Genomic DNA, 25,795 nt, shown 5'->3' on the forward strand with positions numbered 1-25,795 from the left:
TCAGGCGCCCTCCCCCGGCTGGCGGACAAGACGCAGGCGGCGGGCCAGCCAGGGCCACACGCCCTCCGGCCGGAACACCACGATCACCACGAGCGCCACGCCGTAGAATAGTTGCTTCAGCCCCGGCAGATCCAGCCCGCCGGCCTCGATCAGGAAGGTCAGCAATTCGCCCAGCGGGGTCAGGATGAAGGCGCCCAGGATCGGGCCGACCAGCGTGCCGATGCCGCCGACGATGGCCGGCAGGATGATCTCGATGGAGCGGCCCATGGAGAAGACCTGCTCCGGGAACAGGTTGTTGAAATAGAAGGCCTGGAACACCCCGCCCAGCGCGGTCAGGGCTGCCGACACCGCCACCGCGGTCATGCGGGCGCGGAACAGGTCGACGCCCGACGCCTCCGCCGCGTCCGGCTCCTCCCGCACAGCCAGCCACTGGTAGCCGAGCCGGCTGTGCAGCAGCACGCGCGACAGGACCAGCGCGCCCAGCACCAGCGCCAGCGCCACATAGTAGAACAGCAGGGGCGAACCGCGCAGGTTCAGCGGATCGCTCGCCCCCGCCTCCACCGGCAGGAAGAAGCCGCCGGAGCCGCCGACCCAGGTGATGTGGTCGAAGCCGATGCGCGCCACCTCGGCGAAGGCGATGGTCAGCAGGGCGAAATGAACGCCCTTCACCCCGAACCGGAAGCCCAGGAAGCCGATGATGCAGCCGGCCGCCACCGCGACCAGCATCGCCAGGATCATGCCGGCCCACGGGCCGATGCCGAAATGGACGAACAGCGCGGCGCTGACATAGGCGCCCAGCCCCACATACAGCGCATGGCCCAGCGACAGCAGGCCGGAAAAGCCCATCATCACGTTCCAGGCCTGCCCGACATAGGCGAACCACAGCACCGTGGTCAGCACCGACACCAGATAGCGGTCGGCGACGAGCGGAGCCACCGCGAGCCCCAGAGCCGTCAGGACCAGCAGGACCATCCCGCGGCCCGTCACTCCCGAAAAACCCACTCCCGAAAGGCCGATCATGACCGTTTCCCCAACAGCCCTTGCGGGCGCAGCAGCAGAACCACGATCAGCACCCCGTAGCTGAACAGGGATTTCAGGGACGGCGTCAGCAGGAAGCCGGCCAGCGCCTCGGACATGCCGATCAGCACGCCGCCCAGCAGCGCGCCGGGCAGGCTGCCCAGCCCGCCGACGATGACGATGATGAAGCTGAGCAGCGTGTATTCCGGGGCCAGCTGCGGCCGGGCATCGACCAGCAGCGTCATCAGCGCACCGGCCACCCCGACCACCGCGGCGCCGATGCCGAAGGTGAGCGCATAAAGCCTGTCGATGTTCAGCCCGACCACGCGGGCGCCCAGCGGGTTGTCGGCGCAGGCGCGGATCGCCTTGCCGGTGCGGCTGAAGCGGAAGAAGGCGAACAGCGCCGCCGCCACCACGATGGCCGCCGCCCCGGCGCGCAGCCGCACGGCATCCAGCAGCATCGGCCCGATCTCCACCGTGTCGAAGCTGTAGGGCACCTGCACGTTGCGGGCGTCCGGGCCGAACAGCATCAGCATGGCGTTGACCAGGATGGTGGCGATGCCCAGCAGCAGGATGAACTGCATGTGCTCCGGCCGCTCGACGAACTTGTTCACCAATCCGCGCTGCAGGAGCCAGCCGGAGGCGAACAGCAGCGCGGCCATGACCGGCGCCGACAGCAATGGGTCGAGCCCCCACCAGCCGCCCAGCAGCACGGCGCCGTACATGCCCGCCACCATCATCTCGCCATGGGCGAAGTTGACGACGCGCACAACGCCGAAGATGACCGATAGCCCCAGCGCCGCCAGCCCATAGACCAGGCCGGTCAGCAGCCCGGAGGCCGCGATGTTCAGATAATAGTCGATCGGCATGGGTGGCGGATTGTCCGAACGGTGAGGTTCTGCGGGTTAGCAGCCCAAGGGGGATGCAGGCAAGTCAGAATGACGATGCCGCCATGCGATTCGACCGTTCCGATAGGTGATCCTATGGCCGGGCCGCCATACGTGCACCGCCGCGCAACGCCGCGATCCGCTCCGACACGTCGTCAAGCCGGCGGTCGAGCGCGGTGGTCAAGCAGGATCGCGCCGATGCTGCGATATCCGGGTCGCCTTCCGTTCCGCTGCGGATCCAGCAAAGCGCCGCGATCCTCTCGTGGAAGCGCCGTTCCTCCTGGATCAGGTCGTAGGCCGCGGCGGCGCGGGCGGCCGGATCGGCGATGCCGGCCAGGAACCGCTCCTGCGCCCCGCGGGCACGGCCGTCGAGCAAGGCAAGCGCCGGCTCATCGCAAATCATCCGCCTGAGCGGCGCCGTGACCGTCGGGCAGCGCGGATCGGGCACCGGCTGGGGCGGCGGCTCTGGGATCGCCAACGGCTTCGGCGGTTGCTGCGCGGTTTGCGGCATTGCCTTGACTGCGACGGGAAGGGTTCTTGCCGACTGGATCGCCGTTGGCTTCGGCATGCCTTCCCCCAGCGAGCCTCGCACCACACGCACCGGGGTCCCCACCTCCGCCGCGGCGAAGACGGTTTCGATGTCAGCGGGCAGCATGCGGAAACAGCCGCCGCTGGCCTGCCGCCCCACCGAGTCCGGATCGTTGGTACCGTGGATGGCGATGGCCGCCCAACCGAGGTCGAGCGCGAATCTGCCCAGCGGATTGTTCGGTCCCGGCGGCACCGCCCGCGGCAGCGAAGGCTTCTCCCGCCGCTGGTTGGCGGTCGGCCTCCAGGTCGGGTCGCGGCGCTTGCGCATGATGGTGCTGTCGCCGAGGGGAATCGGAACGCCGGGGCGGCCGATGGCCACCGGAAAGCTGCGGGTCGTGCCGTCCGCTCCGGTCAGGTACAGGCGGCGGTCGGCAAGGCTGATGGCGATCGACGGCCCATCGCCTGCGATCTCCTCCGCCGCCTGGGCAACACTCCGTGCCGCCGCCGGCGCCATCGGCGCGCCGATGGCGATGAAAAGGGCGGCAAGACCCCATAAAACGCACCGTGCCGGGATGTGCCCGAGGGCTGTTGTCGGTCGGGGGGTGGCGCCTTGTCCGCCGCATCCCCGAATGGTCGTAGATCCACGCATGCGGAAAGTTGATCGCGTGTTTCCTAAAACAGGGTAAACAGCAGGGGACGACGGCTTCCGGGGGATGGGGGCCGCCCCGACAGCAAGGACGTGCATCATGGACCAGATCGAGCAGACGTTGGCCGTCGCGACGGAACATCACCGCGCCGGCCGCACCGCGGAGGCGGAGCGCCTGTACCGCGACGTGCTGGACGCGTCGCCCGGCCATCCGGACGCCCTGCATCTGCTGGGGGTCATCGCCCTGCAATCCGGCCGGGCGGAGGAGGCGGTGGACCGCATCGCCCAGGCCGTGGCCGGCGACGACGGCTCTCCCCTGTTCCATGCCAATCTGGGCCACGCCCTGCACGCTTGCGGACGACAGCGCGAGGCGGCGCTGAGTTTCGCGCGCGCGCTCAGCCTGCTGACCAACGAGGGAGAGGGATGGGGCAATGTCGGGGCGCTGGCCAACCTGATCCGCCGTTACGACGACGACATCCGTGCCGCGGCGGCGGAGGAGGTCGATGCCCGCTATGCCATGGGCGACGTGATGCGGCGCCAGTCGTTGCTGTTCCTGTTGACCGGGGACATCGCCCACTATCGCGTTCTGGTCAACGCGGTGCTCGACGATCCCCTTCGCTTCTCCGTGCCGTCGCTGCATTACGCCTATTGGGGCATCGCCATGCGGCTGTTCCAGGACGATGTCCGCAAGGGTGACGTCGGCGCCTTCACCAATGGCGAGTTCCGCCGCTTCTACCGCCTGCTGGTCGAGGAGACGGCGCGCCGCTATGGGCTGGAACCCAAGCTGCGCAGAACCGCCCCGCGCGCCGAGATAAAACGCGTGGTGCTGATCACCAACCAGATGCTGGGCGAGGGGCACCAGCCCACCGCCGACGCCTTCGATTACGCCCGCCGCCTGCAGGACGACCAGGGCTGCGAGGTGCTGATCCTGAACCCCAACGCCATGGCGGTGTCGGGCGAGAACGGCTTCGTCCCGGAGTACAGCTACAACATCACCGAGGAGTATGACGGGGAGCAGACCATCGCCGCCCATGGCGCGACGGTGCGCATGCTGTCCTTCCCCCAGCCCCGATTCGACGAGGAGAAGCTGACCGCCATCGTCGACGCGGTGGAGCGTTTCGATCCCGACGTGATCGTCGCCTTCGGTGGTTCCAACACCGTCGCGGACCTGTTCACGCGCAGCCGCCCGGTGGTGTTCCTTCCCACCTCCAGCGGCCTGCCGCCGTCGCTTGCCACGATTCTGCTGGGCTATGCGCCGGAGGACAGCGCCGCCGGCTGGCCGGCCGAGGCGCAGGCGCGTTTCCGCCCCTTTTCCTTCAACTCCCGCTCGGTGGAGAAGCTGCTCGACTATGCGCGCGAGGCACAGGGGATGTTCTGACGGATCGGCTGCGGGCCGAGGGCGGGGGCCATCGCGCGCCCCCTCCTCCGTTACAGCCCCAGATAGGCTTGCTTCACCGCCGGATCGGCCAGCAGCGCCTCGCCGCTTCCCGACAGCACCACCCGGCCGTTCTCCAGCACATAGGCCCGCCCGGCGATCCGCAGCGAAGCGGCGACATTCTGTTCGACCAGGATGATCGTCATCCCGTCGGCCGCCAACGCGCGGATGATGCGGAACAGCTCCTGCACCAGGGCAGGCGACAGCCCGAGCGACGGCTCGTCGAACATGATCAGGTCGGGCTTGCCCATCAGGCAGCGGCCGATCGCCAGCATCTGCTGCTCGCCGCCGGACAGGGTGCCGGCGGCCTGGTCCAGCCGCTCGCGCAGGCGGGGGAACAGGTCGAGCACGCGGTCGTAGGTCTGGCGGGCGGTGGCGCGCGCCCGCGGGATGACGGCGCCCATCTCCAGATTCTCCCGTACGCTGAGGCTGGGGAAGATCTGCCGGCCTTCGGCGACCTGCCCGATGCCGAGGTCGCAGACGACATGGCTGGGCAGGCCGGCGATCTCGCGGTCCTTGAAGCGGATGCTTCCGCGCGCCGGCTTCAGGATTCCGGCGATGGCGCGGATCAGCGAGGTCTTGCCTGCCCCGTTGGCGCCGACGATGGCGGTGGTCGCCCCCGCCGCCACCTGCAGCGTGACGCCGTCGAGCGCCTGGGCGTCACCATAGTACAGGTCGAGGTCGGAAACGGTCAGCATGGCAACGGATCCGGTCGCAGCAGGGCCAAGGGCGGGTGGAGCCCTCTATAGCGCGATCATTTCAGGAAGAACACCGCGCTCATCACCAGCCCGACGGCGATGATGCCCGTGCGCAGTACCGGCTTCGGGATCTTCCGCCCCACCCGCGCGCCGACATAGCCTCCGGCCACCGCCGCGACCGTCATCAGCAACGCTTCCCGCCATTCCACAGCCCCGCCGGCAGCATAGGCCACCACGGCGATGGCGGTCAGGACGGCCGAGAACAGGTTCTTCAGCCCGTTCATGGCGTTCAGATCGGTCATCCCGAACAGGCTGAGCTGCGCCAGCAGCAGGATGCCGAGGCCTCCGTTGAAATAGCCGCCATAGACCGACACCACGAACAGCGTGCCCAGCATCGCCCCGTTGCCGTGCAGGCCGAGGCTGCGCAGCCGCTGCGCCAGCATGTTGCCGAAGGCGAACAGCCCGGTCGCCAGCAGCAGCAGCCACGGGACGATGCCGCGGAACACCGAATCGGGCGTCACCAGCAGCAGGCCCGCCCCGGCCAGTCCGCCGACCAGGCTGACCACGGACAGCAGCGGCAGGCTGAGGTTGCCGACCGGCGTCAGATCCTGCCGGTAGCCATAGACCCCGCTGGCATAGCCGGGCAGCAGGGCCACCGTGCCGGTGGCGTTGGCGGCGACCGGCGGCACCCCGGCGTAGATCAGGGCCGGCAGGGTCAGGAAACTGCCCCCACCGGCAACGGCATTCATCGCTCCGGCCAGGAAGGCCGCAGCCAATAAGATAATTTCGATCATGATGTTAGGAGCGGTTCCTCAACTCCCGGCGAATGATCTTGCCGGTGGTGGTCATAGGCAGGCTTTCGAGAAATTCGATCGCGCGCGGATATTCGTGGGCGGCCAGCCGCGTCTTCACATGCTCCTGGATCGAGGCGACGAGCGCGTCGTCCGGCGTCACCCCCTCCTGCAGCACGACGAAGGCCTTGACGATCTCGGTGCGCAGCGGGTCGGGCACGCCGACAACCGCCGCCATGCGCACGGCGGGATGGCCGATCAGGCAATCCTCGATCTCGCCGGGGCCGATGCGGTAGCCTGCCGAGGTGATGACGTCATCGTCACGCCCGACGAAACGGATGTAGCCGTCCTCGTCCATCTCCCCCTGGTCGCCGGTGACCAGCCAATCTCCGACGAATTTGGCGGCGGTGGCGTCCGGGTTGTTCCAGTAGCCGAGGAACATCACCGGGTCTGGGCGGCGCACGGCGATCAGGCCGATCCGCCCCGGCGGCAGGCGGTTCCCCTCCCCGTCGATCACCGCCACGTCATGGCCGGGCACCGGCCGGCCCATGATGCCCGGTTTCGGCGCCATCAGCGTGGCGGCCGAGGAGACGATCATGTTGCACTCGGTCTGGCCGTAGAACTCGTTGATGGTGACGCCGAAGGTCTCGCGCCCCCAGTCGAGCAGCCCGGCACCCAAGGTCTCGCCGCCGCTGGCGACGGAGCGCATGGCGATGGCATGGCGTGCCCGCGGGGTCTTCACCGACCGCATCATCTTCAGCGCCGTCGGCGGCAGGAAGGCGTTGCGCACCCGGAATTCGGCCAGCAGGGCGAAGGCGGCCTCCGCATCGAACTTCTCGAACCGGTGGGACACCACCGTCACCCCATGGTGCCAAGCCGGCAGCAGCACGTCGAGCAGCCCGCCGATCCACGCCCAGTCCGCCGGCGTCCAGATGCGGTCGCCCGGCTGCGGGAACAGGTCGTGCGACATCTCCACGCCCGGCAGATGGCCCAGCAGCACCCGGTGCGCATGCAGCGCCCCCTTCGGCTGGCCGGTGGTGCCGGAGGTGTAGATGATCAGGGCCGGGTCGTCGGGACCGGTGTCCGCCGGGGTGAAGTCGTCCGACGCCGCGTCGCACAGCGCGTGCCAGTCGAGGCAACCGGGCCCCGCCCCGTCGATGCGGAAGACCGCGCGCAATTCCGGCAGGCGATCGCGGATCTGGGCGATCTTCGCCGCCCCGGCGGCGTCGGTCACCACGGCGCGGGCGCCGCAATTGGCCAACCGGTACTCCAGCGCCTCGACCCCGAACAGCGAGAACAGCGGCACCGCGATGCCGCCCAGCTTGTAGACGGCGACATGGCTGACCGCGGTTTCAGGCGCCTGGGGCAGCAGGATGCCGACCCGGTCGCCGCGTTCGATGCCCTGGGTGGCAAGCGCGTTGGCGAACCGGTTGGACAGGGCGCGGATGTCGGCGAAGCGGTATTCCTCGACCCCCCCGTCGCGCCGCTTGTGGATCAGGGCGATGCGGTCCGGCTCGGACTCGGCCCAGCGGTCGCAGACGTCGACGCCGATGTTGTAGCGATCGGGGACGCGCCAGGCGAAGGCGCGGGACACCCCTTCAAAGCTGTCCGCGTTGGGCAGCATGTTCGTTCCCTCCCAAGGGTTTGTCGTCGATTCCTTTGCGGAACCGTTGACCCGATCATAGGGGCAAGCGAGGCACCGCGTCACGCACCGGGAATAAGTCGCGGGTCTGCCATGTTGATGGCGTCAGGAACGAACGGTTTCGTGCCGATCCAAACAGGACCCAACAGGACGAGAGCCACCATGAAAGCCAGCCCCTTCCTCGCCGCCGCGCTGTCCGCCAGCCTGCTCGCGGCCCCGCTTGCCGGCTGCGCCCAGCCCGGCTACGGCGATTCCTATGGCGGCGTCAGCGCCAACAAGCAGACCGCCGGCACCGTGCTGGGCGGCGTGGTCGGCGGTCTGGCCGGCTCGCGCTTCGGCGGCGGCAGCGGCAAGCTGGTGGCGGTCGGCGTCGGCACGCTGCTGGGTGCGGCTCTGGGCAGTGCTGCGGGCGCCTCGCTCGACCGCGCCGACCAGACCTACGCCCAGCAGGCGGCGGTCAATGCCTACAGCGCCCCCACCGGCAGCACCGTGCGCTGGAACAACCCGGATACCGGCAATTACGGCAGCTACACGCCGGTGCGCGAGGGAACCGGGCCGCAGGGCCAGCTCTGCCGCGAATACCAGACCACCATCGTGGTTCAGGGGCGCACTCAGCAGGGCTTCGGCACGGCCTGCCAACAGGGCGACGGAACCTGGCGCGTGGTCAGCTGACGGCGTGAGGGGGAAGGCTCAGGCCAGCGCCGTCCGTCGCCGGGCGGTGGCGCCGGTCAACCGAGCCGGTCCGGTCAGGGCGCGGGCGATGCGCACCGCCCCTTCCCCATCCAGCGGCAGCGCGGCGGCGGCATCCTGCATCCGCTGCCGCCGCGGGGCGTCGGCCCATAGAGCGAGCGCTCGCTCGGCAATTGTCTTTCCCGCGCTGGCCGGATCGCTGCCGCGGGCGTCCACCGCCTCGCTCCAGCCGAGTTCCGCGGCATCGCCGCTCGCCATCGCCTGATTGTCGGCGGTGACCACCAGCAGGGTCGGCACTGCCAATGCGGCCAGTTCCCCCATGGTGCCGCCGCCGGCTGAAACCGCGAGCCCGCAATTCGCCATCAGCGCGCCCATGCGCGGGCAATCGATCTCCACCGTGACATCGGGGCCGAGACGGCCGGCGAGTGCCGCCAGTTCCGTCGCGCGCGGGTTGCTGCCGCCGACGACCGCGACGATCCGGCAGCCGTCCGGCCGGCCCGCGGCGAGCGCCTCCACCACCGGACAGGTCAGCCCCAGCGGGTCTGAACCACCGAAGGTCACCAGCAGCACGGGCCGTTCGGCGATGCTCCGCCGTGGCTGGCCAGCCGCCAGGCGGACTTCCCGCCGCAGTGGGGCATAGCCGGGACCGAGCAGCAGCAGGGCACCCGGTGCCATCGCCTCATAGGGCAGCGCCGACGCCTGCGGCGCGGCATTGACGACGAGGTCGGCATGCAACGGGGTGCCGTCGCCCAGGTCGTCCCAAGCCAGCACCCGCGCGCCTGCAGCCTGCAACCCGGCGCGATAGGCCTCGCCGAAGCGGTAGCCGTCCAGCATCACGGCGCTGCCATGCTCCCGCCGCAGCAGCGAACGGGTGGCGGCCAGATCCGCCGCCTCCCCCACCGGGCCGGCGATTGCGACATGGCGGAAGCCGTCCGCCGACAGGCGGCGGTCGATGGCCGGGGTGGATTCCACGGCGGCGAACAGCGTCTCGTGCCCCTGGTCGCGCAAAGCCTCGGCAACGGCGAGACAGCGCATGACATGGCCGGTGCCGATGGTGGGGGAAGCGTCGGCTCGGATGAGGATGACGGCCATGGCACTGGTCCGGAAGAGGCGGCGCGGCAGTCCTGCCACGGCACGCGGGATCGAGTCGGTCTGCATCTTGGCCCGGCACCCTGCTCCTGTCCAGCGACAGACCGCGGCGCGCGCAGAGGCAAATAGCGGCCGTCAGGTTTCCCGACTTCAGGTTTCCCGGCCGGCGATCACGCTGGCGGCGGTGGCAAGGCTTTCCGGTGTGCCGATGTCGAGGAAGCGTGCCTTGGCGACATGGGCGTTCAGCGTGCCGGGCGGAAGTTTCTCCAGCACGTCGCGTTCCAGCGAGACCGCCCCCGCCGCGATGAAGCGATCGAGGAAGGCGGCGGAGAACAGGTAGACCCCGGCATTGATGGTGCCGGCCCCCGCCGCCTTCGCCGGGAAGCGGCGGATGCGGCTGTCCGGTCCGATCTCCACCCGCACGAAGCGGGAGGCATCCTCGACCGTCACGCACAGGACCGACGCCTCCGCCCCCGACAGGCGATGCGAGGCGACGAAGGCGCGCAGATCGGCATCCAGGAAGGTATCGCCGTTCACCACCAGGATGGTGCTGCTGCGCAGTTCCTTGCGCACATAACCGAGCGCCCCGGCAGTGCCCAGCGGGCGCGGCTCGATCTGGCAGACCACGTCGATGGTGCCGGCCGAATCGCCGCGGGCGAGCCAAGCGGTCACCCGGTCGGCCAGATGGCCGAGGCACAGCACCACGCGGCGCGATCCGTACGTGGACAAATAGTCGAGCAGATGGCCGAGGAAGGCGCGGCCCGCGATCGGGGCCAGGACCTTCGGCGTGTCGCCCAGAACGCTCCGGATACGCGTGCCCAGCCCGCCGGCGAGCACCGCGACGTCTATGTTGGCAAGAGCGTCCTCAGACCGCACCGACCGTCCTTTCCCTCAATTCCCGCTGATGTCCGCTGGCCAACGATGAGCCTACGACGGCGCGGGCGCCGGGTCATCCGCCCTGCGCGGGACCCGGCGGGCATAGTCGATAATGGGCGCGCACGGGAATCGCAATGCGGAATCGCGCTGACGCTTCCGCTCGGATGGTCAGGTCGTGGTGCGATGGGCGTCGGCCAGACGGCGAAGGCGCTGTGCCACCGTGGATAGGGCGACGTCATGGCCGGCCGGATCGCCGACCAGTTCCATGGACGGAAACCACGGCCGAACTGCCGTTCCCAAGGACGACCAGTCGTCGGCCCCCACGCCGATCCGCCAGACGGGAACGCCCAGCGCGGCCGCGAGTTCCCCAACGGAGGTGGGTGCGGTAACGACGAGATCGAGGCCGGCGATCAGCGCCGCCACGCCGTCCAGGTCGTTTCGCTGGTCGAGGTCGGGCCAGTGGTGAAGGATCGTGCCGAAGCGGCGCAGGGCGTCGGCCCGCTCCGCCGCATGCTCGTCATACTGAAGGCTGACGAAGGTGATGCCGGGCATGGTGAGGAGCGGTTCCCACTGGTCGATGCGGCTGTAGGCGCCGGCGCGGTCCGCCGTCATGCGGCTGCTGCGCCAGCAGATGCCCACCCTCAGGCCGGGCTCCAGAGCCGCCAGCCGCGCACGCCACGCTGCGGCCAACGTCCGGTCGGGCGTCAGAAACGGGGAGGTTGCCGGAAAGTGCCGCAGGCCGGGCCGCAGCCGGGCGGCGATCGTACCCATCGGCGCATGGACATCGGCATCCTGCGAGCCGATCCGATGATCCGGCGTCGGCGCCCGCACCTCGGCCTCCGGAAGCGCGCGGGCGAACAGGCCGGTCAGGCGCTGGTCGCACTCGACGATCACCCGTTCGGCTTGGCGGACCAGATCGGGCAGCACGGTTCCGAACAGGATTTCATCGCCAAGCCCCTGCTCGCCCCACACCAGGATGCTGCGGCCCGCCAGATCCTCGCCCTGCCATTCGGGGATGCAGAAGCGGCGGGGCGCCGCGTCGCCGGCGGCAAAGCGGTGGGCGTAATCCTCCCAGCCACGGGCGATGTCGCCTTCGGCAAGCCGCAGCAAGGCGCGGTTCATGCGCGCCTCTCCCCGGCCGGACGCGAGCCGCAGGGTTCTTTCGGCGCAGGCGCGGGCGAGCCTGCGCTCGCCCCGCATCAACGCAGTATGGCCGTGGTTGAGCAGGATGTCCGGCAGAGCGGGGGCAAGAGCCGCGGCGCGGCGGTGGGCGTGCAAGGCCTCGCTCCACAGCCCGAGCCCGGCCAGAGCCATGCCCAAATTCGACCAGCCCTTGGCCGAAACCGGGACGATGCGCAACGCCCTGCGGCTGTGGCGGGCGGCGGCGTCGAATCGTCCTTGCCCCTTCAGTGCGGCGGCGGCCGTGATGAGCGCCCCGGCGAGGGTCGGCGACAGCGCCGCCGCACGGGTGCAGGCGGCCTCCGCCTCCCCATAGCGCCGGTCTGCGAGCAGTGCGGCGGCGAGGTTGCCCCAGTTTTCGGCGGTGTGTGGACGCAGCCGGACGGCGCGGCGGTGCAGGGTCGCGGCTTCCAGCGGTGTGCCGCCAGCCTGGAGGGCGACGCCGAGATTGCCCATCGCTTCCGCGAAGGCCGGGTTCAGTGCCAGTGCCCGCCGATGCCAGTGGATGGCGGCCTCGGCTTGACCCGATCCGAGCAGGGTGAGCCCGCCGTTGGTCCAGCCCGGCGGGCCCAGCGGGTCGGCGGCAACGGCCTTGCGGTGGAGGGCGGCGGCCTCGGCCAACCGACCCTGCCGATGCAAGGATATTGCCTGCTCCGACAATGCCTTGCCGGATTTTGCTGAACCACCTCCTGAAGGAAGATCGGCTTTGGGAGCCAGCCTCGTCAGGCAGCGGGCCATGTCCTCCAGCGTCGCCGACAGCGGTTCGCCGGGCCGGGGCTGGAACAGGCGCATCGATGGATACCAAGGGCGCACCTTCGCCCCCAGCTGCGTCCAATCACGGCTGCCGAAGCGCCAGACCGGCGTGCCGAGCGCGCCGGCAAGTTCGCCCACCGACATCGCCGGCGAGATGACGAGGTCCAGCCCGGCGATCAGTGCAGCCACGCCGTCGAAATCGTCCTTGCGGTCCAGGTCGTCCCAGCGGTGCAGGGGAATGCCGAAGCGCTGCTCCGCCTGTCGGACCTCGGCTTCCACGTCGCCATACTGCAGCACCACCCACTGGATGCCGGGCAGCGCGAAAAGCGGCGCCCAGGCATCGAGCGGCAGATAGGCGGTGCTGCGCTCCGCCGTCATCATTTGGCTGCGCCAGCCGATGCCCACCCGCAGGCCTGGGCCGAGCACCTCCAGCCGGCGGCGCCATCGCTCGACCAGGGCGGCGTCGGGGACCAGCCAGGATGGGCGCGGCGGGAAATCGGCCAGCCGGCGGCGCAGGACCCGCGGCAGGGAACCCATCGGCACATGGCGGTCGTAGTCCGGGATCGCCATCGCCTCCCGCCCCTGACCGTCCAAGGTCTCCGCCCTGACCCTGAGGGTAGGAAAGGAGCGGGCGAACAGCGGCACCAGCCGGGGATCGACCTCCAGGATGGTGGAGACGGCGCGGCCGGCCAACTCAGCGCAGAGGGCGGAGAACAGGATGGTGTCGCCCACCCCCTGCTCCCCCCAGATCATCAGGCGCCGGCCGGTCAGAACCTCTCCCCGCCATGGCTGGGCACGGGGCTGGCGCCCCTGCCCGACCTGCCCCGATCCGAAGCGCCAGGCATAGCCGGGCCAGCCGCGGTCGAGGTCGCCGGCCTCCAGCCGCAGCAGGCCCTTGTTGAAGTGGGACAGCGACAGATCCGGGCGCAGACACAAGGCGCGGTCATAGCAGCGTTCCGCCCCTGTGGCGTCGCCGAGCCGCTGGCGCGCCAGCCCCAGATTGCTCCAGGCCTCGCCATAGGCGGGTTCCAGCGCCAAGGCGCTGCGATAGCAGGCAGCCGCCCCGGCATGGTCGTGCCGGCCCTGTCGCAGGTGGCCCAGGTTGTTGCGGGACCGCGCCTCCAGCGGGTCAAGGAGGATCGCGCGGCGCTGTGACCGTTCGGCGTCCACGAAGCGCTCGCCGTTGCGCAGGGCGTTGCCGAGGTTGGTGTGGGTCTCGGCAAGGGCGGGATCGAGTGCCAGTGCCGTATGCCAAGTCCGCCATGCTTCCGCTGTTCGGCCGGCGGCATGGCGGGCGTTGCCCAGATTGTTCCACGCTCCGGCGAAATCGGAGCGGTGGCCGATTGCCTGCCGGTGCAGTGCCTCGGCTTCGGCATAGCGGCCTTGGGCGTTGCGGATGCTGCCGAGATTGTCCAGGGCGTCCGCATGGGCGGGCTCGATGGCGGTCGCCGCATCGAAGCAGGCGGCGGCATCGTCCAGCTGGCCAAGCTCTTTAAGACAAAGACCCAACCCATTGAGGCAGAACGCGTTCTTTGGGTCGAGCCGCAGCGTGTCGGCGTAGCGTTCGGCGGCCTCTTCCGTCCGTCCCGCCGCGTGGAGCGTAGCAGCCAATGCCGACAAGGTTGCGGGGTCGTTGCCGCCGCCGCCCAGTGTCGCGGCTACGCGCAGCGCGTCGGCTGCTTCCGTCATCCGTCCTAGATGACGCAGACTGACCGCAAGGTTGGTCCACGGGCGTGGATCGCCGGGCAGCAGTTCCGCCGCCTTCCCATGCGCCTCAAGCGCCTCTTCGGCCCGGCCAAGCCCTTGCAGGGCAGCGCCAAGGTTCAGGTGGGCATCGGCCAAGCCGGGTGACAGGCGTGCGGCCTCCGCATAATGGAAAGCCGCCTCCGACAAGCGGTCCTGTACCGCCAGCACCAGCCCCAGATTGAAATGGGCGCCCACATGGCCGGGGTCGCACTCCAACGCCTGCCGCTGGGCCGCCTCCGCCTCGACCACTCGGCCGAGCCGTTGCAGAACAATGCCGCGGTTGGCGTGATAGTCTGCAACCTGCGGGGCGAGCGAAACTGCTTTATCAATAAAAACAATAGATTGATCGTCTTTGTTGAGTTGGTGATTGAGAACGCCGAGCAGGTGCAGAGCGTCGGCATGATGCGGGTCCGCATCGAGAACCTGCCGATACAGCGGTTCGGCATCTGCCAGGGCACCCGCCTGATGGTGACGAAGCGCCTCCGCGAAGCGGTCGGTGATGCTCACAAACCACCTGCAGAAAGTTTTGCAAGCAACTGTGCCACCTGAGGAATGGTTTCGCCAATGCCGATGCCGGCCTGGGGGTGGATGCAGCGCATGGTCGGGAACCAGGGACGCACCGCGGTGCCCAGCTGTGTCCAGTCCCGCCGGCCAATCCGCCAGACCGGCACGCCGAGCGCCGCTGCCATCTCTCCGGCGGAAGACGCTATTGTAACCGCCAGATCCAGGTTCGCCATCAGGGCTGCCGTGTTCTCCAGATCGCCGATCTGGTCCAGATCGGGCCAGCGGTGGATGCGCAGACCGAAGCTGTCCTCGACCGCCGCGATTTCGTCTTCGCGTCCGTCATATTGCAGGCTGACCGGATGCAGGCCCGGAAGGCGCAGCAGAGGCAGCCAATCCTCAAACACGGTGTAGGACTGACGGCGTTCGGTGGTGATGCGCTGGCTGGTCCAGGCGATGCCGACCGCCACACCGGGGCCGAGCGCATCCAGACGCTGCCTCCATGCCGCCGCCCGTTCCGGATCCGGCTTCAGCCAACCGGCGGGCGGCGTCGGAACTGGCGCCGTCCTCCACATCAGCCGCGGCAGCGAACCAAAGGGCAGATGGCAATCGGCATCGGTCGGCCGGCGTGTCGGGGCGCGAATGATGCTGTCGGGAAAGGAGCGCTGGAACAGCGAGACTAGGCGCGGTTCGCATTCAACGATCGCGTCGGGATACCGGGCAATGGCCTGCGGCAGCAGGGCGCCGAACATGAATTCGTCACCCAGCCCCTGCTCCGCCCACAGCAGAAGGCGCCGGCCGGCGAGATCGTCGCCCTCCCATTCAGGGATGCCGAACGGTCGCTTGGGCCGCAGCCGGCCGGAGTCGAAGCGGGCGGCATAGTCCTCCCACCCCTCCGCCAGCCGCCCCTGGCGCAGGCGCAGGATGGCGCGGTTGAAACGGGCGAGCGCCTGCGCCGGATCGGCGTCGAGTGCACGGGTGAATTCCTCCTCCGCTCCATCCTCGTCGCCCGAATCCTGAAGGGCGAGTGCCAGATTGGTATGGGCGGCGGCATAGCCGGGGCGCTGGTCCAGCGCACTGCGCTGCAGATCGGCGGACTCCGTGGTTCGACCCTGCATGCGCCTGATGGTGCCGAGGTTGGTCATCGCCTCCGCCATTTCCGGCGTCAGCCGCAGCGCGCGGGCGAAAGCCTCCGCCGCCGGTTCGATGCAATCGGCGTTTTGCAGGGCGAGACCGAAGGCGTTCCACGCTTCGGCATCCGCCGGTTCCAACGCCATATAGCGTCGATAGACTGGCTCGGAATCCTCACAGCGACGCTGGAGGCAACCGGCCAGCGCCAACGCCGCGGCAGCGTGGTCGGGTCGGCGGGCCAGTACGGCGCGCAGTGCCGCCTCACCCTCGTCGGCACGGCCGAGGTCGAGCAGAGCGAGACCCAATGCGGCGCGCGCCTCGGTCAGCATCGGGCTGGTTGCCAGCGCGTGGCGAAGCAACGGTTCCGCCTCCGCCGAACGGCCGAGGCTGCGCAGCACTGCGCCGAGATTGCCCTCCGCCTCCGCATAATCGGGGCGGGCGCGCAGGGCTGCCCGGTAGGCGGTTGCCGCCGCCTCCGCCTTTCCCTGGGCGTTCAGGGCATTGCCGAGCGTGTTGGCGGCTTCGGAAAACGGGTTGCGCAAGCGCATTGCATTGCGGGCCGCCCGCTCCGCCTCCGCCGAACGGCCAAGGGCCTGGAGGGCGTAGGCGAGGTTGGCGTGGTAATCGGGAACGTCGCGCTTGGCCGCCACCGCCTGTCCGATCAGGTCGGCGGCCTCTTCGAGACGGCCGGTCTGGCAGGCGATCATGCCCAACAGATGGAGCGCGTCGGGATGGCGCGGCTGGGCGGCGATTGCTTGCCGATAGAGAGCTTCGGCGTCGGCCAAGCGGCCTGCCTGATGCAGCGGCACGGCTCGTCCCACCAGCGCCGCGGCATTGGCGGCGGCGGAGTTGCCGGATTTGCGCTGGTTGCTCATGCCCCGTGCCGATTTTGTTGGCTACGGGTAAGGGATAGCACGAATTGGGTGCGGTGGAAGGGGTATGGCGCTGCGCTTGCCCCTCCCCAACCCTCCCCCACCTTCGGTGGGAGAGGGAGTTGAGTGGCAGAGCGGCGGAAATCCCTCTCCCGCGATCAGACGGGACTTCGGCCGGCCGAGAGCGACGGAGGGTTAGGGTGGGGGCAAAAACCCCTTCTTACGCTCCCACGCCCACCGGCGGGGTCGGGGCGGCGTTGACCGGATCGGCGAGTTGGGCGTCAACCACGGCGACGGCGGTCATGTTGACCAGACCGCGGGTGGTGACCGACGGGGTGACGATGTGGACCGGCCGCTGCACGCCCAGCAGGATCGGGCCGACATTCTGCGCCTCGCCCAGGATCTTCATCATGTTGAAGGCGATGTTGGCGGCGTCCAGCGTCGGCATCACCAGCAGGTTCGCCTCGCCCTTCAGGCGGCTGTCGGGCAGCAGTTCCTTGCGGATGGCGGGGGCGAGGGCGGCGTCGGCGTGCATCTCTCCGTCGATCTCCACGTCCGGCATCTGCTCATACGCCAGTTCAACCGCCGCGCGCATCTTGCGGGCCGACGGCGTATCGGCGCTGCCGAAGTTGGAGTGGGACAGCAGCGCCACCTTCGGCTCGATGCCGAAGCGCTTCACCTCGTCCGCCGCCAGCCGGGCGATCTCGGCCACCTGCTCGGCGGTCGGGTCGGGGTTGACGTAGGTGTCGGTGATGAAGTGGACGCCCTTCTGCGAGATCAGCGCGTTCATCGTCGCCGCGACCTTCACGCCGTCGCGCAGGCCGATCAGGCCGCAGATGTGCGCCCAATGTTCGTTGAAGCGGCCGGTGGTGCCGCAGACCAGCGCGTCGGCCTCGCCGCGGCGGACCATCAGGGCGCCGAACACGGTCGGCTGGGTGCGCACCACGTTGGCGGCATGACTGGGGGACACGCCGCGGCGGCCCATCAGCTTGCGGTAATGTTCGGAGAAGTTGTGATAGCGCGGGTCGCGGATGATCTCGATGACTTCCACGTCCTGGCCGATCTTCAGACGCAGGCCCATCTCGGAAATGATACGCTCGATCACCTCGCGGCGGCCGATCAGCACCGGTTGGGCGATGCCGTCGTCCACCACCACCTGGGCGCAGCGGATGACGCGCGGGTCCTCGCCCTCGGCGTAGACGACGCGCTTGGGCGCGGTCTTGGCCTTCGTGATGACCGGCTTCATGAACAGGCCGGAGCGGATGACGTACTGGTTCAGCTGGTCGCGATAGGCGCGGAAATCGGGGATCGGCCGGGTGGCGACGCCGGATTCCATGGCGGCCTTGGCGACGGCAGACGACACCTCGACGATCAGGCGCGGATCGAAGGGCTTGGGCAGGATGTAGTCCGGGCCGAAGCGCAGCGATTCACCGACATAGGCCGCCGCCACCACGTCCGACGGTTCGGCGCGGGCGAGATTGGCCATGGCGTGGGTCGCCGCGATCTTCATCTCCTCGTTCACCGTGGTGGCGCCGACGTCCAGGGCGCCGCGGAAAATGAAGGGGAAGCACAAGACGTTGTTGACCTGGTTGGGGAAGTCCGACCGGCCGGTGGCGATGATGGCATCCGGGCGGGCTTCGCGGGCCAGATCCGGCATGATCTCCGGCTCCGGGTTGGCGAGCGCCAGAATCAGCGGCTTGTCGGCCATGCGGGACAGCAGCTCCGGCTTCAGCACTTTGGCGCCGGACAGGCCGAGGAAGATATCGGCGCCGTCGATGACGTCGGACAGCGTGCGCGCCTCGGTGTCGTGCGCGTAGGCCTCCTTGTACTCGTTCATCTCCTCGTTGCGGCCCTTGTGGACCACCCCGATGCGGTCGACCAGCCAGACATTCTCACGCCGCACGCCGAGAGACAGCATCAGGTCGAGGCAGGCGATGCCCGCGGCCCCGCCGCCGGTCGAGACCACCTTGACCTTGGAGATGTCCTTGCCGACCAGGGCCAGACCGTTCAGAACGGCGGCGCCCACCACGATGGCGGTGCCGTGCTGGTCGTCGTGGAACACCGGGATCTTCATGCGCTCGCGGCAGCGGCGCTCGATCTCGAAACAGGCGGGGGCGGCGATGTCTTCCAGGTTGATGGCGCCGAAGGTCGGCTCCAGACGGACAATGGTGTCGACCAGCGCATCGACGTCCAGCTCGTTCAGTTCGATGTCGAAGCAGTCGATGCCCGCGAACTTCTTGAAGAGGACGGCCTTGCCTTCCATCACCGGCTTGGCGGCATAGGGACCGATGTGGCCCAGGCCTAGCACGGCGGTGCCGTTGGTGACCACCGCGACCAGATTGGCGCGCGAGGTCAGCTCCGCCGCCTTCGACTGGTCCTCGGCAATGGCGGTGCAGGCGTGGGCCACGCCCGGCGAATAAGCCAGCGCCAGATCGCGCTGGTTGGCCATGGGCTTGGTCGCGACGATCGCCAGCTTACCGGGCCGCGGGTTGCGGTGATACTCAAGCGCCATCGCCTCAAAATCGCCGGACATCGGGTCTCTTCCTCCGGTTAACGAGATTTCAGTTAATTCTTTGCGTTCGCGTTACCTGATTGGCGGTTATAGCCCATTCGGACTGATGCGCCAACCATCGCCCACAAACGGTGAGGGGACGATTCGAACCGAATCGAACCGTCCCCCTTACCTTACAGGATCCTTGGACGGGCCGGATGGATCATCTTTGGAATTTCCAAATCCGGCCCCGCATGTGTGACGCGTGTCTTTTGCGTATCGTCAGAGCCGGGCCAGCGCCGGCTCCTTGAAGTGCTGCTGGTACTCGGCGACCGCCTTGGTCTCGTCGAACTCGCCTTCCATCTTGGCGACGACGACGGTGGCGACGCCGTTGCCCACCAGATTGGTCAGGGCGCGGGCTTCCGACATGAAGCGGTCGACGCCCAGCAGCAGGGCCAGACCTTCGATCGGCAGCACGCCGGTTGCCGACAGGGTGGCGGCCAGCGTCACGAAGCCACCGCCGGTCACCGCCGCCGCGCCCTTGGAGGTCAGCATCAGGATGACCAGGATGTAGAGCTGCTGCCAGATCGTCAGGTCGACGTTGAAGGCCTGGGCGATGAAGATCGCGGCCATCGACAGGTAGATGGAGGTGCCGTCCAGGTTGAAGGAGTAGCCGGTGGGGATGACGAGGCCGACGACATGCTTGGAGCAGCCGAACTTCTGCATCTTCTCCATCATGCGCGGCAGCACGGACTCCGAGGAGGAGGTGCCGAGCACGATCAGCAGTTCCTGGCGGATGTAGCGGATGAAGTTCCAGATGCTGAAGCCATAGGCCTTGGCGATGCCGCCCAGCACGACGAAGACGAAGATCGCCATCGTGATGTAGACCGACGCCATCAGCTGGCCGAGCGCGGTCAGCGAGGAGATGCCGTACTTGCCGATGGTGAAGGACATGGCACCGAAGGCGCCGACCGGGGCGACGCGCATCAGGATGCCGATCACGCCGAACAGGGCATGGCCGATCTTGTCGAAGATGTCCTCGACCACCTTGCCCTTCTGGCCCATGGCGGACAGCGCGACGCCGAACACCACGGCGAAGAACAGGATCTGCAGCATGTCGCCCTGAACGAAGGCGCCGACGACGTTGTCGGGCACGATGCCGACGACGAAGTCGATGAAGCCGTGCTCCTTAGCGGTCGTGGCGTATTTCTGCACCGAATCGGCCTGCAACTGGCCGGGCACGATGTTCATGCCGGCGCCCGGACGCACGAGGTTGACGACCAGCAGGCCGATGCCGAGCGCGAAGGTGGTCACAACCTCGAAGTACAGCAGCGCCTTGCCGCCGACCTTGCCGACCTTCTTCAGGTTGCCGATCGAGGAGATGCCGGTCACGACCGTCAGGAAGACGATCGGGCCGATCACCATCTTGACCATCTTGATGAACAGATCGCCCAGCGGCTTCATCTGCACCGCGACGGACGGATAGAAATGGCCCAGCAGGATGCCGATGGTGATGGCGGTCAGAACCTGGAAGGTCAGGTTGGTGTAGAAGGGCTTCTTCGCCGTGCCCGGCCGGCCGGCGGTCGCTTCTGCGCTCATGCTACTCTCCTCGTGGCGTTCCTTGGAACGGCGTTCCTGGCGGGGTGCCCGTTCTTTCGTCCGGCTTTGGCGCCGGCTGGGCGGGCGGCCCCCAACTGATTGCCAGTGAAAGCAAGCGGTGGGCCAATTGCTGAATCCAGCAACATCAAGCATTTGGTGAATGGCGGAGGGCGAGAATCCGCACGACAGGCGGCTTTCCGATGTGCGAAAATCCGCACACTTCACAGCGCTGCGGCATGCTTGTTGCGGCGCAGCATGACGAAAGACGCCGTTGCTTAGCAATTCGAACGACCCGGCGACAGATTCGACCGTCCAGTCCGTCGCTCCACCGGCACCCGCCCCGCCGTCCGGCGCGGCGCAGATGGTGGCGCGGGCGCTGGAACGACCGCGCCAGCTGCTGATGGCGGCGCTGCTGCTGGGCGTGCCGGTGGCGGCGGCTCTGGCGGCCGGCTGGGCGTCGTCGCTGGCGCAGGACGATTTGCGGGACAGTGCGCGGGCGCAGCTGACACTCTACAACGCCAATCTCCGTGCGGAGTTGGAGCGGCATGCCGCCGTTCCCCTGGCGCTGGCCCAGGATGCCGAGGTTCGCGCCCTGCTGGCCTATCCGTCGCCGGCGGCGATGGACCGGCTGAACCGCAAGCTGGAGGACATCGCGCGGGCGTTGGACGCGCTGGCGCTCTATGTGATGGATGCCAAGGGCACGACGGTGGCGGCCAGCAACTGGAACGACGCCGCCAGTTTCGTGGGCGAGAATTTCTCCTACCGGCCCTATTTCCGCATGGCGATCGATCAGGGGGAGGGGCACCATTTCGCGCGGGGCACAACCTCGCTGGTGCCGGGCTACTACACCGCCAATCGGGTGGTGGCGGAAAACCGCACAGTGGGCGCGGTGGTGCTGAAACTGGGCTTCGACCGGCTGGAACGGGCCTGGGCGCCGGGGCAGGAAAAGCTGCTGGTGACCGACCGGGACGGGGTGGTCTTCATCACCAGCATGCCGTCCTGGCGCTATCACGCCCTGCCCCGCCGGCTGCCGATCAGCCTGCCGATCGTCCCGCAGGGCACCAGCGAAGGGCTGGACGTACTGCCCTGGGTGTTCGGTGGCGCGTCCGACCGCATCGCGCTGGAGGAGAAGGGCGGGCTCCGCCACTATCTGCTGACCTCGGTTGCCATGCCCGGCGGCGATTGGACCCTGCACAGCCTGACCAGCCTCGATCCGGTCACCGCCCGCGCCTGGGTCGCCGGGCTGCTCGCCGCGGCAGTGGTGGCGATGGCCGCCCTCACCGCCTATGCCGTGGCCCTGCGCCGGGTGGCGTTGGTCGAGCGCATCGCCCTGCAGGAGGAATCGCGGGCGGAGCTGGAACGTCGGGTCGCCGCCGCCACCGCCGATCTGCGCGCGGCGGAAAACGAGCTGACCCAGGCGGCGAAGCTGGCTGCATTGGGCCAGATGTCGGCGGGCATCGCGCATGAGATCAACCAGCCGCTGGCCGCCATGCGCAGCTTCGCCGACAATGCGGTGGTTCTGCTGGAGCGCGGACGGATGGACGCGGTGCGCGGCAATCTGGCAGAGATCGCGGAGCTGACCGACCGCATGGCGGCCATCACCCGCCAGTTGAAGGGGTTCGCCCGCCGCGCCTCCGGCACGCTGGGGCCGGTGTCGGTTCATGCCGCCGTCGGGCAAGCCCTGGCGCTTCTGGAATCCAAACTCCGGCGGGACGACATCACGGTCGAGGTCGACCTGCCCGACCGGCCGGTCCGTGTGGTGGGCGAGGATGTGCGGCTGCAGCAGGTGCTGGTCAACCTGATCGGCAACGCGGCGGACGCCATGCGCGGCTGTCCGGTGCGCCGCCTGCGCATCGGGCTGGTCACGGCGGACGGGGAGGCGCTGCTGAGCCTCGCCGATACCGGCAGCGGCATCGCCGAGGCCGACCTGCCCCGCCTGTTCGTCCCCTTCTTCACCACCAAGGAGGCTGGTGAGGGGCTGGGGCTCGGCCTGTCGATCAGCCACGGCATCGTCGAGGATTTCGGCGGCAGCCTGACCGCCGCCAACCGGAACGGGAAGCCCGGCCAGGGCGCCGTCTTCACTTTGCGGCTCAAGACCACGGAGCAGCCTGCATGACCCGGTCCCTGTTGGATAGCATCGCCCATGACGACGCCGGCAGCGTCCTGTTCGTCGACGACGAACGCGCGGTGAGGGTGGCCGGGCAGCAGGCGCTGGAACTGGCGGGGTTCGAAGTGACCGCCTGCGACGGGGCGGAGCGGGCGCTGCGCCATCTCGGCCGTGATTGGCCGGGCTGCCTCGTCACCGATGTGCGGATGCCGCAGATGGACGGGCTGGCCTTGTTGGCGCGGGTGCGCGAGATCGACCCCGACCTGCCCGTCATCCTGATCACCGGACATGGCGACGTGCCGATGGCGGTGGAGGCGATGCGCAACGGCGCCTATGATTTCCTGGAGAAGCCTTTCCCGTCCGACCGGCTGACCGAGATCGCCCGCCGCGCGGTGGAAAAGCGCCGGCTGGTGATGGAGAACCGCCGGCTGCGGGCGCAGATCGCCGGCGGTGCCGATCCCGCCGGAACCATCGTCGGCCGCACCCCGGGTATCGAGCGGCTGCGCACCACCATCGCCGCGGTCGCCGATACCGATGCCGACGTGCTGGTGTTCGGCGAGACCGGTACCGGCAAGGAGATGGTGGCCCGCGCGCTGCACGAGGCGAGCGGTCGGCGCAAGAACCCCTTCGTCGCGCTGAACTGCGGCGCCATGCCGGAATCGATCTTCGAGAGCGAGTTGTTCGGCCATGAGGCCGGCGCCTTCACCGGCGCCGCCAAGCGGCGCGTCGGCCGGATCGAGCATGCCAGCGGCGGCACCCTGTTCCTGGACGAGATCGAAAGCATGCCGCTGTCGCTGCAGGTCAAGCTGCTGCGGGTGATCCAGGAACGGGTGGTCGAGCCGCTGGGATCGAACGAGCAGGTGCCGGTCGACCTGCGGGTGGTCGCCGCCACCAAGGCGGACCTGCGGCAGGCGGCGGATGCCGGGACGTTCCGTGCCGACCTCTATTACCGGCTGAACGTGGTGGTGCTGACCATCCCGCCGTTGCGCGAACGGCGCGACGACATCCCGCTGCTGTTCCAGCATTTCGTTGCTCAGGCCGCCACACGGTACAACCGCGAACCGCGCGTGCCCACTCGCGAGCAGATGCAGCGTCTGATGAGCCAGGAATGGCCGGGCAATGTCCGCGAACTGCGCAACGCCGCCGACCGCTTCGTTCTGGGGCTGGAGGACGTGGCACCGGTGCCGGTGCCGGCACCGTCCACTCTGTCATTGGCCGAGCAGGTGGATCTGTTCGAAAAGGGGCTGATCCAGTCCGAACTCGCCCGTCATCGCGGCAGCGTGAAGGCCGCCATCGAAGCGCTGAACATTCCGCGCAAGACCTTCTACGACAAGTTGAAGCGTTACGGGCTGAGCCGCGACGATTTCCTCGAATGAAAGCGGTAAGACATTTTATACCCCATAAGGGGTAATAAAAGAGGTTTGCTATAGGAATGATGTTGCGTCAATTTGCCTGCCGTTGACCAACATTTCCGCGGCTATGGCTATGGCGCAAGACCACGTATCGACCAGACCCCTTCGCGTCTTCGACCGTATGGAAGGCGAGCATTTCCCCACCACCATCGCGGTCGAGCGGGTCTAGACACGTTCCCAGTTTTGGGTATGCCCTGTGTCGTTCCGGGCCGATGAGCTTCTGATCTGGAAGTACCGGCACCACGAGCGCGCAGTGAATATGGAATTTGGGTGAATTATGGTTTTCAGTTCTATCCTGTTCATCTTTTATTTTCTTCCAATTTTCCTATTTTGTTATTATTCGCTGCCATTCAAGCACGCAACTCTTCTTTTCTTTAGCTTGATTTTTTATGCATATGGCGAGGTGATCTATACCTACGTCATGCTGTTGTCGATCCTTCTCAACTACGCCCTCGGATTATGGATCGCCGGGCAAGAGGGGCGTGGGCGCAAGCTTGCCATGGGCACCGGCGTCGTCGTCAACCTGGGCATCCTCGTCTATTTCAAGTACCTGGGATTCTTTTATGGAATGGTGGCAGAAGTGGCGCCGGGCCTGCTTTCCGGTCCGCCGCAGGTGCATCTGCCGCTCGGCATTTCGTTCTTCACCTTCCACGCGCTGTCCTACCTGATCGATGTCTATCGCCGTCAGGTTCCGGTAGAGCGCAGCCTGATCTACGTCGCCGTCTACATCACGATGTTCCCTCAGCTTGTGGCCGGGCCGATCATCCGCTTCCACGACATCCGGGATGAGATCCACAACCGCAGAGTCAATGCCGGGCTGTTCGCCGAGGGCATTCAGATTTTCGTGATCGGCCTTGCGCAGAAGGTGCTGATCGCCAACACGGTGGCGGTGGCGGCGGACCAGATCTTCGCGCTCGACCCGACGGGGCTGAGCCTGCCGGTCGCCTGGCTGGGCATCCTCTGCTACACGCTGCAGATCTTCTTCGATTTCTGCGGCTATTCGACCATGGCCATCGGGCTGGGGCTGATGATCGGCTTCCACTTCCCGCTGAACTTCAACTATCCCTACATCGCACAGTCGATCACCGAGTTCTGGCGCCGCTGGCACATTTCGCTGTCGATGTGGTTCCGCGACTATCTGTACATTCCGTTGGGCGGCAACCGCGCCGGCCCGCTGGTCACCTACCGGAACCTGCTCGTCGTCTTCCTCCTGTGCGGCCTCTGGCATGGCGCCAACTGGACCTTCGTGGTCTGGGGGCTGTGGCACGGCGCCTTCCTGGTGTTCGAGCGGCTGGGCATAGCGCGGCTGCTCGACCGGTCCGTGCCGGCGGTCCGCCACGTCTACACGCTGCTGGTGGTGATGGTCGGCTGGGTGTTCTTCCGCGCCGACACGCTGGGGCATGCCTGGACCTTCCTGAAGGCCATGGCCGGGGCCGGCCAGCCGAGCCAACTGGCGCCGCACGTCCTCCAGTTTCTGACGCCGGAGACCGCCACCGCGCTGGTCATCGGCATGGTCGCAGCGACACCGGTGCTCGGCCGGCTGGTGCGGGCCGGGCTGGACGCGGCGCGGAGCGCGGCCGGCGGCCGCATCCTGGTCGGCACGGGCGAGGCGCTGTATCTGGCCGGTCTGCTCGGAATGTTCGCGCTGGCCATCATGAGCCTCGCAGCCGGCACCTACAATCCGTTCATCTACTTCCGGTTCTGA

17 protein-coding genes are annotated in these 25,795 nt (G+C 68.2%); 5 read left to right on the forward strand and 12 right to left on the reverse strand.

The genetic code is table 11. The features are described from left to right. From FZ983_RS29335 to FZ983_RS29345, 3 genes are all read right to left on the reverse strand, one after another. Entirely contained in the window at nucleotides 1-1,020 is a 1,020-nt protein-coding gene (locus tag FZ983_RS29335) for a branched-chain amino acid ABC transporter permease (protein WP_149228083.1), read from the reverse strand. Then, nucleotides 1,017-1,886 carry a branched-chain amino acid ABC transporter permease gene (locus tag FZ983_RS29340; protein WP_149228085.1) on the reverse strand — a complete coding sequence of 290 codons (870 nt, stop codon included), beginning with the start codon at nucleotides 1,884-1,886 and terminating at the stop codon, nucleotides 1,017-1,019. Before FZ983_RS29340 ends, FZ983_RS29335 begins: the two co-directional genes overlap by 4 nt. Before the next feature lie 112 nt (nucleotides 1,887-1,998). Beyond that, nucleotides 1,999-2,946 carry a L,D-transpeptidase gene (locus FZ983_RS29345; protein ID WP_247884028.1) on the reverse strand — a complete coding sequence of 316 codons (948 nt, stop codon included), beginning with the start codon at nucleotides 2,944-2,946 and terminating at the stop codon, nucleotides 1,999-2,001. 232 nt (nucleotides 2,947-3,178) lie between these two features. Between FZ983_RS29345 and FZ983_RS29350 the strand changes: the two genes are divergently transcribed. Continuing rightward, a complete protein-coding gene (locus tag FZ983_RS29350; RefSeq protein WP_247884029.1) occupies nucleotides 3,179-4,456 on the forward strand; it encodes a tetratricopeptide repeat protein in 1,278 nt (425 codons plus the stop codon). Nucleotides 4,457-4,506: 50 nt separating this feature from the next. Here the strand turns inward: FZ983_RS29350 and FZ983_RS29355 are convergent, their stop codons facing one another. The 3 genes from FZ983_RS29355 to FZ983_RS29365 are packed head-to-tail and all read right to left on the reverse strand — an operon-like array spanning nucleotide 4,507 to nucleotide 7,626. Continuing rightward, nucleotides 4,507-5,211 carry an ABC transporter ATP-binding protein gene (locus FZ983_RS29355; RefSeq protein WP_149228087.1) on the reverse strand — a complete coding sequence of 235 codons (705 nt, stop codon included), beginning with the start codon at nucleotides 5,209-5,211 and terminating at the stop codon, nucleotides 4,507-4,509. A 56-nt stretch (nucleotides 5,212-5,267) separates the two neighbouring features. Beyond that, entirely contained in the window at nucleotides 5,268-6,005 is a 738-nt protein-coding gene (locus tag FZ983_RS29360) for a sulfite exporter TauE/SafE family protein (RefSeq protein ID WP_149228089.1), read from the reverse strand. Between the two features lie 4 nt (nucleotides 6,006-6,009). After that, nucleotides 6,010-7,626, reverse strand: coding sequence for an acyl-CoA synthetase (locus tag FZ983_RS29365; RefSeq protein ID WP_149228091.1), 1,617 nt, complete (start codon nucleotides 7,624-7,626; stop codon nucleotides 6,010-6,012). 180 nt (nucleotides 7,627-7,806) lie between these two features. Here FZ983_RS29365 and FZ983_RS29370 point away from each other — a divergent pair, with 180 nt between their 5' ends. Further along, the gene (locus tag FZ983_RS29370; RefSeq protein WP_014188323.1) at nucleotides 7,807-8,316 is read left to right on the forward strand and encodes an RT0821/Lpp0805 family surface protein; all 510 of its coding nucleotides are present in this window, start codon (nucleotides 7,807-7,809) and stop codon (nucleotides 8,314-8,316) included. An 18-nt stretch (nucleotides 8,317-8,334) separates the two neighbouring features. On the opposite strand, the gene pseG is transcribed toward FZ983_RS29370, so the two are convergent. From pseG to FZ983_RS29400, 6 genes are all read right to left on the reverse strand, one after another. Beyond that, a complete protein-coding gene (pseG, locus tag FZ983_RS29375; protein ID WP_149228093.1) occupies nucleotides 8,335-9,426 on the reverse strand; it encodes a UDP-2,4-diacetamido-2,4,6-trideoxy-beta-L-altropyranose hydrolase in 1,092 nt (363 codons plus the stop codon). 147 nt (nucleotides 9,427-9,573) lie between these two features. Continuing rightward, a complete protein-coding gene (locus FZ983_RS29380) occupies nucleotides 9,574-10,299 on the reverse strand; it encodes a nucleotidyltransferase family protein (RefSeq protein ID WP_149228094.1) in 726 nt (241 codons plus the stop codon). 168 nt (nucleotides 10,300-10,467) lie between these two features. Continuing rightward, nucleotides 10,468-14,484, reverse strand: a complete 4,017-nt coding sequence (locus tag FZ983_RS29385) for a tetratricopeptide repeat protein (RefSeq protein ID WP_149228096.1) — start codon at nucleotides 14,482-14,484, stop codon at nucleotides 10,468-10,470. Then, the gene (locus FZ983_RS29390; RefSeq protein ID WP_149228098.1) at nucleotides 14,481-16,484 is read right to left on the reverse strand and encodes a tetratricopeptide repeat protein; all 2,004 of its coding nucleotides are present in this window, start codon (nucleotides 16,482-16,484) and stop codon (nucleotides 14,481-14,483) included. Before FZ983_RS29390 ends, FZ983_RS29385 begins: the two co-directional genes overlap by 4 nt. 217 nt (nucleotides 16,485-16,701) lie before the next feature. Continuing rightward, complete coding sequence (locus FZ983_RS29395; RefSeq protein ID WP_149228100.1) at nucleotides 16,702-19,014, reverse strand: NADP-dependent malic enzyme; 2,313 nt, start codon at nucleotides 19,012-19,014, stop codon at nucleotides 16,702-16,704. 240 nt (nucleotides 19,015-19,254) lie between these two features. Further along, on the reverse strand, nucleotides 19,255-20,571 hold the full coding sequence (locus FZ983_RS29400; protein WP_149228102.1) for a dicarboxylate/amino acid:cation symporter: 1,317 nt from the start codon (nucleotides 20,569-20,571) through the stop codon (nucleotides 19,255-19,257). A gap of 271 nt (nucleotides 20,572-20,842) precedes the next feature. Here FZ983_RS29400 and FZ983_RS29405 point away from each other — a divergent pair, with 271 nt between their 5' ends. The 3 genes from FZ983_RS29405 (at nucleotide 20,843) to FZ983_RS29415 (ending at nucleotide 25,795) form a co-directional block, all read left to right on the forward strand. Beyond that, entirely contained in the window at nucleotides 20,843-22,687 is a 1,845-nt protein-coding gene (locus FZ983_RS29405; protein WP_247884030.1) for an ATP-binding protein, read from the forward strand. After that, entirely contained in the window at nucleotides 22,684-24,054 is a 1,371-nt protein-coding gene (locus tag FZ983_RS29410) for a sigma-54 dependent transcriptional regulator (RefSeq protein ID WP_149228104.1), read from the forward strand. The genes FZ983_RS29405 and FZ983_RS29410 overlap by 4 nt, the downstream gene beginning before the upstream one ends. Nucleotides 24,055-24,493: 439 nt before the next feature. Beyond that, on the forward strand, nucleotides 24,494-25,795 hold the full coding sequence (locus FZ983_RS29415; protein ID WP_247884031.1) for an MBOAT family protein: 1,302 nt from the start codon (nucleotides 24,494-24,496) through the stop codon (nucleotides 25,793-25,795).

This window comes from Azospirillum sp. B21 (assembly GCF_008364825.1).
Lineage (GTDB): Bacteria > Pseudomonadota > Alphaproteobacteria > Azospirillales > Azospirillaceae > Azospirillum.

Excerpts from the sequence above, each read along its gene's own strand:
- FZ983_RS29410 (WP_149228104.1), top strand. The coding sequence starts at position 22,684 with ATGACCCGGTCCCTGTTGGATAGCATCGCCCATGACGACGCCGGCAGC.
- FZ983_RS29360 (WP_149228089.1), bottom strand. The coding sequence starts at position 6,005 with ATGATCGAAATTATCTTATTGGCTGCGGCCTTCCTGGCCGGAGCGATG.
- FZ983_RS29395 (WP_149228100.1), bottom strand. The coding sequence starts at position 19,014 with ATGTCCGGCGATTTTGAGGCGATGGCGCTTGAGTATCACCGCAACCCG.
- FZ983_RS29345 (WP_247884028.1), bottom strand. The coding sequence starts at position 2,946 with ATGGCGCCGGCGGCGGCACGGAGTGTTGCCCAGGCGGCGGAGGAGATC.
- FZ983_RS29355 (WP_149228087.1), bottom strand. The coding sequence starts at position 5,211 with ATGCTGACCGTTTCCGACCTCGACCTGTACTATGGTGACGCCCAGGCG.
- FZ983_RS29365 (WP_149228091.1), bottom strand. The coding sequence starts at position 7,626 with ATGCTGCCCAACGCGGACAGCTTTGAAGGGGTGTCCCGCGCCTTCGCC.
- FZ983_RS29340 (WP_149228085.1), bottom strand. The coding sequence starts at position 1,886 with ATGCCGATCGACTATTATCTGAACATCGCGGCCTCCGGGCTGCTGACC.
- pseG (WP_149228093.1), bottom strand. The coding sequence starts at position 9,426 with ATGGCCGTCATCCTCATCCGAGCCGACGCTTCCCCCACCATCGGCACC.
- FZ983_RS29350 (WP_247884029.1), top strand. The coding sequence starts at position 3,179 with ATGGACCAGATCGAGCAGACGTTGGCCGTCGCGACGGAACATCACCGC.
- FZ983_RS29400 (WP_149228102.1), bottom strand. The coding sequence starts at position 20,571 with ATGAGCGCAGAAGCGACCGCCGGCCGGCCGGGCACGGCGAAGAAGCCC.
- FZ983_RS29335 (WP_149228083.1), bottom strand. The coding sequence starts at position 1,020 with ATGATCGGCCTTTCGGGAGTGGGTTTTTCGGGAGTGACGGGCCGCGGG.
- FZ983_RS29390 (WP_149228098.1), bottom strand. The coding sequence starts at position 16,484 with ATGAGCAACCAGCGCAAATCCGGCAACTCCGCCGCCGCCAATGCCGCG.
- FZ983_RS29370 (WP_014188323.1), top strand. The coding sequence starts at position 7,807 with ATGAAAGCCAGCCCCTTCCTCGCCGCCGCGCTGTCCGCCAGCCTGCTC.